This window comes from uncultured Lamprocystis sp. (assembly GCF_903933125.1).
Taxonomy (GTDB): Bacteria; Pseudomonadota; Gammaproteobacteria; order Chromatiales; family Chromatiaceae; genus Thiodictyon.
In genome coordinates, this window is the sequence record NZ_CAIZIZ010000534.1 from 23,994 (window position 1) to 36,023 (window position 12,030).

Annotated in this window: 8 protein-coding genes; all 8 read right to left on the reverse strand. The window is 63.6% G+C overall.

What is annotated here, in order from left to right:
- Positions 1 to 54 precede the first annotated feature (54 nt).
- On the reverse strand, positions 55 to 2,262 hold the full coding sequence (locus QZY03_RS29305; RefSeq protein ID WP_295587476.1) for a vWA domain-containing protein: 2,208 nt from the start codon (positions 2,260 to 2,262) through the stop codon (positions 55 to 57).
- Positions 2,263 to 2,459: 197 nt separating this feature from the next.
- Entirely contained in the window at positions 2,460 to 3,653 is a 1,194-nt protein-coding gene (locus tag QZY03_RS29310; protein ID WP_295587478.1) for a FlgO family outer membrane protein, read from the reverse strand.
- Between the two features lie 124 nt (positions 3,654 to 3,777).
- Complete coding sequence (locus tag QZY03_RS29315) at positions 3,778 to 5,358, reverse strand: hypothetical protein (RefSeq protein ID WP_295587480.1); 1,581 nt, start codon at positions 5,356 to 5,358, stop codon at positions 3,778 to 3,780.
- Between the two features lie 13 nt (positions 5,359 to 5,371).
- A complete protein-coding gene (locus tag QZY03_RS29320; protein ID WP_295587482.1) occupies positions 5,372 to 6,493 on the reverse strand; it encodes a hypothetical protein in 1,122 nt (373 codons plus the stop codon).
- A 208-nt stretch (positions 6,494 to 6,701) separates the two neighbouring features.
- Complete coding sequence (locus tag QZY03_RS29325; protein WP_295587484.1) at positions 6,702 to 8,807, reverse strand: M23 family metallopeptidase; 2,106 nt, start codon at positions 8,805 to 8,807, stop codon at positions 6,702 to 6,704.
- Between the two features lie 49 nt (positions 8,808 to 8,856).
- Positions 8,857 to 9,915 carry a flagellar assembly protein T N-terminal domain-containing protein gene (locus QZY03_RS29330; RefSeq protein WP_295587486.1) on the reverse strand — a complete coding sequence of 353 codons (1,059 nt, stop codon included), beginning with the start codon at positions 9,913 to 9,915 and terminating at the stop codon, positions 8,857 to 8,859.
- Complete coding sequence (locus tag QZY03_RS29335) at positions 9,912 to 11,600, reverse strand: tetratricopeptide repeat protein (protein ID WP_295587488.1); 1,689 nt, start codon at positions 11,598 to 11,600, stop codon at positions 9,912 to 9,914. The genes QZY03_RS29330 and QZY03_RS29335 overlap by 4 nt, the downstream gene beginning before the upstream one ends.
- A 31-nt stretch (positions 11,601 to 11,631) precedes the next feature.
- A partial coding sequence (locus tag QZY03_RS29340) for a hypothetical protein (RefSeq protein WP_295587490.1) occupies positions 11,632 to 12,030 on the reverse strand: 399 nt, incomplete at its 5' end.

Here is a 12,030-nt window from a genome sequence, read left to right on the forward strand (position 1 = left end):
CCGGGCCCGCGGCTGGCGCTCATACCGCACCGACCACAGACGCGGTACTGTGCGTCACGGCAGCGCATCCAGGTGCAAGGGATAGACCTTATCCGCGTCCGCATCGGACTCGTTCAGCTTCACCCACCCATCCACGTCCTCGTTCACCGCCCGGTACAGCATCAGCTTGGCGTCCAGGCCGTTTTGCAAGGTCGCCCGCTCGCTCGGCGTCATCCCCGCGTACATCTCGTTGCTCAGCGAGAGGATCTGGCTCTTGTAGGGCAGGCTTTCGATGAAGGCATCCAGCAGCCCTGCGCCCTTGAGTTTGTCCGCGTTCTTGATCTGGTCCGGGTTCTTCACCGTGCCCGCGGCCACGCTGGACAGCGCGTCGAAGAAGGCCATCTGGGTCAACTCCGCCTGCTTCATTGCCTTGGTCACCAACTCCAGCTTGGTCACCAGGTCGCTCAACTGTGCCTTGGTCAGCAGCACCCGCACCTCCAGTGCCGGGGTCGCCGGGTTCAGCGGGTCGCGGTCGAAGGCCCACACCAAGAGGTCCCGGGGCGGGGTCTGACCCTTGCCCAGGTACTCCACCAGTGCGGTGTCGATGAGCTTCTGCATCTTCTGGCCGGCCTGGGCGGCGGGGTCATCGGGCGAGACGGCAACGGCAGGAGCGGGCTTCCGCGGCGGGGCGACCGGGACCGGCGCCGCCGGGCTGTCCAGCAACACGGGTGGGGTCGCGACTGCCGCCGCGGTGGCCGGCATATCCAGCAACGGCTGCCCAGCGGCGGGCGCCTGTGTGTCCGCGGGACCGCTGCCCGCGGACCTTACTTGTGCATCGCCGACGGCGGCCCCAGTGTCCCGTTCGATCCTCTTGATCAAACCGACCACCTGATCCGTGGCGGCCTTCACCGCTCCCGCGAAGTCGTCCTTGTTCTCCACCTTGATCTCGATTAGGCCCGTCTCGCCCGCCGTGCCGCGGACCTTGGAGAGGGTGGCGAACTGCTCGCTCGCCACTGGATGGTCGCTGGTCGCGCGCGCCTCCTCCAGATGCAGGGCCAACAGATGCACCTGAGCGTCGTCGGCCATGATGCGCAGGGTCTTTTCATCCAGCCCGGTGGTGTTCTGTTTGTGCCCGACCGGGTGTGAGCTGGCATCCCCTACCAGCACCACCAGCCGCAGGGCGTTGTCGGTCCACTGGGTCGACAGCGCGGTCTTCATGCCCGCGAAGGCCTCCTCCGGGTAGTCGTCGGAGCCGACCGTCGCCGCCTTGGCCTCAGTTTCGAGGATCCTGGCCAGTTGATCCGCGCCCACCAGTTGCGGCGTGAAGTTCTTGCTGACGAACTCCAGGGCCGGCAGGGTCTTGAGGTCGTCCCGATACCCGACCAACCCGAACCGGATCCGATCCCCCGCCGCCGCGCCGGTGCCCCGCGCAATGGCCGCGATCGCCTCCTTGGTCCGATCAAGATAGGTCTGCATACTGCTCGTCATGTCCATCACGAAGACCAGATCGACCCCCAACGTCTTCAGCGCCGCCCTGTCCTGCAGGCCGCCGCCGACCTGGGCCGCCTGTTGCCGGAACTCCGGGTTTGCCAGGGTATCGGTCGCGCTGCGCTCCCCCGGCACCGCCGCGGCCAACTGGAGATAGCGCGCCTCGTCGCCGTCGACATTCACCATCTCAAAGTCGACGATCGGCAGCATGTAAAACTTTTCGGTGATGTCGACGAACCGCTCCGGCTCCTTGCTCACCACCCCGGTCGGGACCTGCTGCTGCTTCAGTGACGCATAGGCCGCACTGAACGCCTTGGCGCGTTCCGGCGACTCCACCATGGACTTGAGCCGCGCCCGGTCATCGAACATCAGCACCCGGCCGCGCGCCTCGTCCCCCTCGCCCGGATGGCTATAGGAGACGACCAGCGCCTGCCGCCACTCCAATACGTCTTTCGCCCGCATCCAGCCGATCGGCTGGCCCTGAGGCGACTCGCCCACCCAATACCAGCCATTGGGATCATTTGGCACGCTCGCGTCCAAGTCCTCGCGGGCGAAAACGAAGAGTGGATAAAAGGCCCTCACATTCGCGCTTACGATGCTTCCATTATCCTCCAGCTTGGCCTGGTAGACGTTCGAGAAGGGCCGTGGCAGTATCTTGAGCGGCATCGCAGTCTTCGCCTCGCGGCAGACGCCCTTTTCGGGGCAGTTCACCTCCACGGCGGTTTGGGCCTGGGTCGGCTGAGCCGCACCGAAACCTACTGCTAGCGCAAGAGCGAAAAAACGTCTGGTCGTCATCTGGATCTCCTCTATTGTCTGCAAGCGGCGGTCGTGTCGCGCCGGTGCACTTAAATCGTCGCGTTAGCCGAACCCGCGCAATGCTTCAGTCGAGGCGCGATGGCCGAAGTGCCGCATGGCGTTCAACACCCCGCCGCGGCGAAACCCATAGGCCAAGGAGCAAATGCATTGGCGCAGCCGGGCGCTTATGCTCGCTTCTATTTGATCGCGATGCCCTTAATCACGACGTAAAAGCGGTTTTGGTTTCCTTCGACAAATTGCGCGGTGAATACGTAATCATCTGCGCTGCCCTTTCTACTCTCAAGTCGGATGCTTTCCAGTCGCGGAATATCCGGCACCAACTCCATATCGTCTCTCCTTCGCTGATCCTTCCAAGACGCTTCCTTGCACATATTGCGTTCCCCCACGTCATCAGCCAAATAGCAAGTCCCGTAATCGGAAATCCTTACTTCTACGACCTTCTTTGATATGTTCGTAAACCTGAGCTTCAACAACAGGCCCTGCGCCTCAGAGCTGAGGGATACCGCCTCGATCCGAACAAAATCATTGTCAAACCTTGGGTGGTTCTCGCCCACCTTCTTTCCGGTCCTCTTCTCTCCACTGGCAGGGAGAGGCGCAGCACCGGCCTCTGCTTGCTCCACCAATTGCCCGAGTTGCTGCGCAACGACTTGCGTCTTGGCAATCCGCGTCTGCGCGGCACTGAGCCCCGTGCCGCTCTCTAACGCGACCAGCCGTGCGTTCACGTCCACCGTCTCCCCAAGGTCACGCAGGCTGCCGAGTACAATGGAATCCGCGCCTAACAACTCACCGAGCTTCTTGGCCGAGTCCAGCTTCACCAACCCGGAGTAGCCGAGCTTCTGCTCCGCCAACACCTGCTCCAACTGGCTGCGCTCCACGACTTTCATGCCCTTACTCAACAGCGCAGTGATCAGGCTCTCCTGGATGCCCTGACCCAAACTCGTCACATTGCCGTCCAGGGTGAAAGGGGCAACCACCAGACGCTTGACCGGGCTGCGCGCTAGGTAGGCACGGTCGCCGTTGCGCGGTGTCTCCAGTTTGGCCAACATCCGCGCCACCGTGAGCTTCTCCAGGATGCGCTCGGCCTCGGCCTTGCCGATAACCCTCTCCTCATGGCCGAGCAACTGACCGCCGACCTGGATCGGATCGCCCAACCGCACGATATCGAATTGACTCCCCTCCAGGATGCCATCCTGCTCACCAAGTGCGATATAAACCGTATCCCCCTTCACCTGCGCTACATCCCCTTGGCGCTTCGCGACCAGCCGGTCCGCCAGGTAGGCCACCGCCTGATCCGTATCCATCGGGGCCGCTCCGGACGGAGCCGCCGGCAGCAAAATGGCAAGTGTCAGCATAATTGCCAAACGATTCATCGTTGCAACCCCTTTAGTCTGTAAATCGGAAACCAGTCTGAACTATTCGTTACCTGCTCCGCGCCCTGGCAGCGTCGGATGGGCAGAATGATAGAGATTCCGCTCTCTTGCGCTGGAACCCGTATCAATCGCATGATTCGTAGTCCCATATCGAGCTGGTCCCGCCACTGATTCCCAGCACCACACCGGCTTGATCTAGCCGAAGGCGGACGCCGCGCTTCTTCCCGCGATCCCAGTAGATGACCGACCGCTCACGGCCCTCGTCGATATGTTCTCGGCGCTCCAATCCAGATTGACCTCGATACGCACCGTCTACCCTGTCAATCCGGTCGCCGATCTTAACACCCTGAACCGTGATGATATTCTTCGACTCTTCAGGAACTTCAATTTCGGTGAGACGTTGATCCTGGAAAAGTAACCCGATGGTTCCATTTCTGGTTTGAACCTGCGCGTAGAAGCAGTTCTCCGATTGTTCGCTGTTGTAAGACACGTCCGCTCCAAGCGCCGCCGACGCCTCGACTCGATTCATACCGATCCGCAGCGGGCCATAACCGGTCAGGCCGATCAGCCAGGTGCCATCGGTCGCGATCAACTGCTCCTGCTGAGGCGAGGGTTTGGTGCACAAGGTCTGCAATCTGGGGATCACGAGTGATCCAGCGGCGAATTGGCCGACGGTCTTGCTACCGCTCTCATAGCCACGCAGCCATTTTGAACCGTCGGCCTGTTGCGCCTGCTCGGCGCTGGCCAAGCGGATTCCCAAGTGCATGTGCTCCTTGCCGTCACCGTTGTGGTCCAGGGTCGGGTCGTCGTTGTGGTCGTTGACGTAGCCGATGATCGTGTCCTTGGTGACTCCCGTTCCAACCGAGAGACCGGTGCAGATGCCGTTCTCGCGTTTGTCGCAGGGCCGGATGTGCCCATAGATCGAGAGGATATTGGCCGTCTTGACTGGCGTGCCGGCGCCGGAGATCAGATCACAAGGGGCGCCCAGGTCATGCTCTACCGCCGCAACCAATTCGCCGTAGCTTGGCGCCGGACCGTAGAATACGACCTTGCCGGGACCGATCGCATGAACGGCGGCACCCTCCGCGAGACGCTCATCCTCGCCCAAGTGATTCTTGTCGTAATAAAAGCCGCGCCCGCCATAGGACCCCGGCACATAGGGCGTCACCGGAAAGTCCCAGGCGTCCGACGAAGTAGCAGGTGCGCCCTGCGCCGACTCAGCGTCCGCGTCCAGTCTAAGCAGCGCCTCGATCTTGTCCTTGGGCAGGATAATCTTGACCGCCTCGAAACTTTTTGGGTTGGTCCACCGCCCGATCGCGGTGATCTCAAGATCGCGAATTGGGCACAATGGCGCATCGCCGGACCCGGGACCGAACCAACGCATGGCTTCGTTGGCGAGTTCCTTCCCCACGTAGATTTCGAAAGACTCGAAATCGTAGTCGATGGAAACCGCTCGTCCACCAAATAGGGCATCCAGACTACCGGCGTGATTTCCAAAGTAGCAATTGTCGCCGACGGTAAGTGCAACCTCTCGGACCATATCCAGGGGATCCGGCGCGTACCGCTCGAATCCAGGCACCACCGGGTACGGCAGGCGGCCCACCGCTTGTCCGTTCAAGGTCTCATCCGCCATGACGAACATGGGGAGCAAAGATAGCCCAAGCGCGCCAAGCAGAATAGGATGAAGACGATACAGTGTAGGCATGGTGAGCGTTCCTCTACTTCGGCGCGGTGTATGCCTGACCTTGCTCGTAGGCCGCAAGGCGTTCCGCATAACCTGGACGGTTGGCCTCCTGAGTTGCCGGCAACAACGCGATGGCCTTCTTTTGCACCGCAACGGCTTCCTTAAAGTCATCTGTTCGGGCATAGGCGGCCGCCAAGGTGTCGAGGTGAACGCTTTGATCCGGTTGGAGGGAAATGGCTTCCTTGGCGTACGCCACGGCGAGTGGGCCATTCAGGAAATCAGGGTCGTCAGTCGTCGCATGGGTCCAGGCAAGCGCGTTGAATATCTGCGCTCGCCAGTTCTTGGATAACGCGCGCTCGATTGCCGCGACCCTGGCGGCGATGGCCTTGGTGGACAGACTGGAAAGGATTTCCGTATACTCCTCTTGCTGGCCCATCGACATGGATGTCGCGAACCTTGCCTGCATTTTCAGAACGGCGATCTCGGCGTCAAAGCATTGTGCCGATATGATATAAGAGCGGCCAAAGTCCGGCGACATGGAAATCGCCTTGTCTAAATTGCCTCGGGCGTCTGCCCCAAGTTCTCTCGCCTCCATGAGATAAGATTCCTGGAATTGCCCGCTAACGTTCCCGCCCAATGTGTCCGCGCATGCCCGTATCCTTGGGTTTGTCGCCGCTTTCTCGGCCCCTCTGCGCAGGCTTGCCGAAATCACCGCGCCTTCCTCACACCCCTTGGCATGTTCTTTTGCCGAGATCGCAGCGGCCAACTCTTTATAGGTGGCGAGATAACGTTCTTCGAGGGCCAGATATTCTTGGTTATCGACGTACAAGACTTTCTCGGAATAGTCCTTGGTATCGGCGATAAGAACCTTCTTGTTGTCTCCGCCTCCGGAGACAATCTTGACCCGGACGTCATCCAGAATCTTCCACTCCAAGAACGTGCCATCGCCCCACCGGCCGTCTCCGTCCTCGAACAACTGGAGCGTGTCTTTGTAATTCCCGGTGTTGATCCAGATGCCCACGAGGTCTTTGGCGGTCGGACCGCCAAAAATCCCGCTCACCGCGGGGTGTGCGATAAGGCAAAGAAGCAAGGTGATTCGCACTAACGGTCCGCGCCTATCGACATTGCTCTCCTTCACGCTGTTCTCCGCCTTCATTGAGAATCTCCTCGCGTCAGGAATCATGACCGAAAAACCTTGATCATCATTGTGGCCGCTGATGCATTTTGGCGTTCAGGACGACCAGAAATCTTCCAGCGACGCACCGTATCGGTCGGACTGAAGCCCGTCCTACAGACTCCGATGATTGGTGCGATGATAGCGCCTGCAGCGACTAACGCTGGATCAAGCCTTGGCAGTCGCCGGCTCATTCAAAAACGCCCGCGGCACCCGCGTCGTCCAGATGGAACTCGTCGAGTTTCCACTCCCCATCGCTCGGGTCTTTCCAGACCTTAGCCCGCCCCTTGTACAGTTTGCCGCCTTGCGGCAGGCCGGCGAGATGGCTCACGAGCACATAGTCGAAGGTCAGTCCGTAGAACGGGACTTGCATACCTTTGAATGCCGCCTCATATTGGTTGCCGTAGGTGATAGACCGGAACTCCCGCCATCCCAGAAACAGCCGGAGACTGCCATCGCTCTCGCCCGTGACCCAGGGCTGCAGCGAGAGTGAAGGGTCGTAGAATAGGAAGGGCGTTTCAATGAGTGGGGTGTCTTCGCTACCCTGCTTGTAGCGCGCGGCGCGGACCGAGGCGAGTCCACGATTTACCAAGTAGCCAAGTAGCGGCTTATTGATATGTTCGTAGCCATCGTTCGTAATGACGCGCAATGACAACAGGCCGCCGAGGACGTGGTCATTGATGAAAGCGAATTCCTGGGCGCTGTCCGGCGGCGGGGCGCGCAACACGACATCCTCTGCAAAGCCGCTATGCAGAAAGACGAGGTAAGCGACCTCGTCCGGGACACCGGCGGCGCGGGCGGCTTTCAACGCACGTTGGGCGCCGGCAGCGCGCCGCTGTTGGTGGTTCGCCCAATCGAGGGAACCTTCGGTCGGCGTGGGTGGGATCGGCTCGGACCTTGCCTCGGCGGTGCCGTCGGACGGGTAGATCCCAGCAGTGTCGACAGGGCCACGGCGCCCGCTGCGCAGCACCGGGATCACTACCGATGCGGCGGCAAACTCCTTGGCGGCGGGGCTGCCGCTAACGTAGCCGCGGAGCCATTTGCCGCCGTCCGTCATTCTGGCCTGCTCGGCACTGCTCAGGCGAATGCCTAAATGCAGGTGCTCCTTGCTGTCGCCGTTGTGGTCCAGGTTTGGATCGTCGTTGTGGTCGTTGATATAACCAATGATGCTGTCCTTGGTTACATCCGAGCCAACGCTGAGACCGGTGCAGGTGCCGTTACTGCGCTGGTCGCAGGGGCGGATGTGGCCATAGATCGACAGGATCTTGTCGGTCTTGACCGGGGTGCCAGTAGCCGGAATGAACTCGCAGGGGCCGCCCAGATCATGCTCAACCGCGGCGACCAATTCGCCGTAGCTTGGGGCCGGGCCATAATAGACGACCTTGCCGGGGCCGATGGCATGGACCGGGGCGCCTTCCGACAGTCGGATGTCTTCGCCCAGGTGGTTCTTGTCATAATAGAAGCCTCGCCCGCCATACGAGCCCGGCGTGTAGGGGGTCACCGGAAATGCCCAGGCATCCGCGGACTGGGCCGCAGCGCTGAGTGCCGATGGTGGCGACGCTTGCGCCCGACCCTGGTGCTCGATTTTGTCGTTCGGCCGTTCGATCTTGGCGGCCTCGACTCCCTGGGGACTGGTTCGCTCGGCGCCGGCTTGGTTGGTAGCCGCGGCGGAACCTGGTGTACCCTGAACGTCTGGCGATGGTCTGACGACGATATAGGGATCGGCGTCCACCGTCGTGATATTCCATTTGTACGAGCCGAAGAGCCCGAACACCGTGGGTTGGGCTTGCGCGTTGTGCTCAACCACCGTCATGCCCTTGGCCACCGAGACCGAGAGCGTGCCATTGACGCGAGCCCCGATCGACTTGAACTTCTTGATGTCGTCTTGACTGAAGCGCGCCGCGGAGATGCGAATGGTGCCGTCCGGCCGTGTCTCAACGGCGAAGATCTTGTAATCTCTCGAAAGAAACCAATAGGGCTCGCCGGGAATTCCGATGGTCTCGACCAGCACCTTGTACCGACCCTTGCCTTGATAGTCGACGGACTTGAATCCGGGGCTACGGCGCAGTTCTTCCCCGCCCTTCGCCAACTCGGCCTCGTCGCGCTCGGTGAGTCCGTGCTCCGTCGCCGCGGCCAGGGCCATGGCAAAGGTGAGGGTGCCGTCGTACTTGAATGTATAGCTCCCGTCGCGGTTCACGACGACCTCGGCGGCGAAGTCTTCGGGTAGCCAACAACCGGCCAGCACCACGGTCATACCGGCGACAAGCGCAATAGAAATGATGCGAAGTCTACGCATTACTCTCTCGATGTATCCTGAGGTGCTGGTCATCACCTGGCGCCTGCGGTCACTGCACCGCGACCACCAGCCCCGCCGCATTCACGGACTGAACTGCAACGGCCTGCCCCAGGAACTGGGTCATGCCGGTGAGTTCCGCCAACTGGGCCGGGGCGCCGCGAAAGCGAACCAATAACTCACCAAGACCCGGCTGGAATTGCTTCAACTCGACCTTATCGACGCCGAAGACCCGTGCGAGGCGCTGCTTGAAGCGGATGAGTGCGGGCAGGTCCGCGACCCGTACCTGGACGGGGATCAGGCGCCCGGTGTTGACCTCGGCCTGCCAGGCGCGCGTCAGGCGCTCCAGGACGATCGGGAATAGCCGGTCTGCGGCCTTGGCATATCCGTCGGCGAGTGCCGCCGTCTCGTTGAGTCCGGCGCCGTTGGCGCTTTCCGCGGCACTCAGGATCGCTCGGTTGTCTGCGGGCTTGACGGCCTCGGCGGCGAGCGCCACGACGACGCCGTGCAGACCGACCCCGCCCAGAGCGTTGCTGCTCTGCACCTGACCGCGCAGCCGGAGCAAGACATCGGACGGCTCGGCGGAGTCGGCGAGCCGCAGGCCCTGCCTGGCGAACTCCTCCCGGAAGCGGAGGACCGATGCGGGCGGGTCGACCCCTTGATCCTGACCCTGGACGGCGACGACGGGATTGCCCACGGCGTCGAGCAGGATGCCCATGGCGGTCAGGTCATCCTTGAGCGGCCCGGTGGAGACCTGGGCTTCGATCCGGACCTCAAGCACACCGTCCTTGCTGGTCTCGTCGAGGACGCTGTAGGTCTTGATGTAGCCCGCGGTGCGGTGGTAGACGCCGCGCTCGATTGACTCGAAGTTGCGGGTGAAGCTCTCGGCGCTGAGGTAGGCGCCCAGGGTCTGGGTGAGGGCGGCGGCGAAGGCCTCCTGCAAGGCGCGCTGACGCGCGGCGGGCAGGTCCGCACCGTCGATCAGTGCCTCGCCCGCGCAGGTGACGACCTTGACCCCGGCCGTTGGCGCCTCTGTCTGGGCGATGACGGGGACGATGAATAGGGCACCGATCAGCAGGACGGCCAGGGTGAGTGCGCGGCGGGATGTCATGGGGCGTCCTCCAGGATCAGGCTGGCGAGGTGGTCCGCGTCGGTGCTGAGATCGGCGGCGCGTTGCGCATAGAGCCGGGCACGCTCCGCGTCGCCCAGTTGCTGGTAGGCTTGGGCGAGGTCGGCCAAGACGGCGTGGTAGTGCGGGCCGAGGGTGGCAGCCAGCTCAAGCAGCGGGAGCGCCTGCTGCGCATGCCCCGCCGCGAGCCGCTGGTGGCCGAGCAGATAGGCGGCCTCGCCCGTAATCGGCCCGGCGACGGCTCCGGTTTGGGTGAGTGGTTCGAGCAGGGCCGCCGCCTCCTGAGCGCGACCGAGCCCAATGAGTGCCCGGGCCAGGGCAAGCCGGGCCTGGGGGTTGTCCGGCTTGGCCCTCAGGAGGTCGGCCAGCGCCGCGCGGGCAGGCTCGTACTCACCCATGGTCAGGTGGACCTGGGCCAGGTTGAAGCGCGCGGCCTGGTACTCAGCGGCCGTGGGCGGAATGGCGGCATAGCCCTCGACGGCCTCTTGGTGGCGCCCGAGCCGAAACTGGGCGTTGGCACGCCGCAGTCGGGCGGCGGGCTGGTCCCGGACCTCAGGTGGCAAGGCTTCCCAGGCGGCGATGGCCGCGGCGAATTGACCTGACCCATAGCGGGCGCTGCCGATGTTGAGCGTCAGGTCGGGACGGTCCAGGCCCAGGCGTTGCGCTGCCTCCAACTCGGACAACGCCGGCTCAAAGAGCCCGAGCGTCAGATATTCCTCACCGAGCAGGCTATGCTCCCAGGCGGTCTCGGCGATGCGCGGATGAAACTGGAGCGCTGACTTGCGGCCCTCGTCCAGCAGCCACAGGCGCCCTTCGGCCAGGGCGAGATGGGTCGGGGACTGGAACAGGGATTCGTAGACGCGCAGCCGGGTGGCGGTGCCCAGGTCTGCGGTCAGGAGGTAGAGGCGGCGACCCGCGGTGTCGGTCAGATAGAGGTCGCCGGTCGGGGCGATCACCACGTCACCGATGCGCGGGTACGGGCCGGGCGGGGTCCAGGTGGCGAGGGTTTTGCCGCTAGCCTGGCTGGTGAAGGTCTTGTGATCGGCGGCCACGCAATAGGCGACCCCGCGGTCCGCCGGCAGACAGAAGTCAGCCCCTGGATGGCTGGACAGGAGGGCGATGGCTGGAGCCAGCGGATCGGACTCGCTGCCAAACTGGACGAGCGCGCTGCCCTCGGTGTCCCAGACCGTCATGCGTCCGTCCCCGAGGCGGGCAAGCCGGGTGGGTTTGCGCAGGAGTCGCCGGCCGTCCTCGTAGGTCTGGGCCGGTTCGCCCGCGGGGCCGATCACGACCACGCGGCGGCGGTCGGTGTCCGTGACCCACAGACGCCCGGCGGCGTCGGTAGCGATCGCAGCCGGGTGGCGTGGGAGCTTGGAGCCAGGGTCAGCGGCGATCAGGGGTTGCCAGGCCATACCGTCCGCAGCTAGTCGGCGGATGCCGCCGCGCGACTCGTCGCTCAGGTACAGTTCACCCGCGGGAGTAGCGGCGATGGCGAGCCCGACACCCACATCGCCCAGGGGTACCTCTGCCTCCAGTTCCAGGAAGGGGCTGACCGACTCCCGAGCCGGCACGGGCGCGGCCAAAGCTGGCATAGCCCCCAGGGTGAGCGCCAGGCAGAGGCCCAGCGCGGGGCGTCGGACCGGTGGGTTTGAGGGGCGCGGGGTCATGGCGTCTGGCTCGCTCTTGCCGGGTCGTCGATCAGTCCGTGACCACAATGACCTTGGCGTCGCGCAGCAGCCCGCCACTGGAGAGTGCGGCGATCTGGGCGGCGCCGGCGTCGTCGACCACCAGGTCGGTGCGTCCGGTACCGGCCGTCTCGGCGGCCTTGACGACCAGCGGATTGGCGCCGGCGCGCGGGTCCTTGCGGGCCTGGTCGAGCGACTTGCGGTAGGCGCAGAGGCCGGTGGTGACGGCGGTATTGGGGTCCGCGGTGGCCAGGTCATAGAGCACTTGCCCGGTCGGGCCCAGGACGCGGGGGAACATGGCGGCCTGGGCGCCGATTCCGGTGGCATCGACGATCAGGGCGGTATAGGCCGTCGGGGCGGCCGGCGGTTGGTCTTGGAGGGGGGCGGGCGCGGCGGCGGCCTTGGGTGCGGC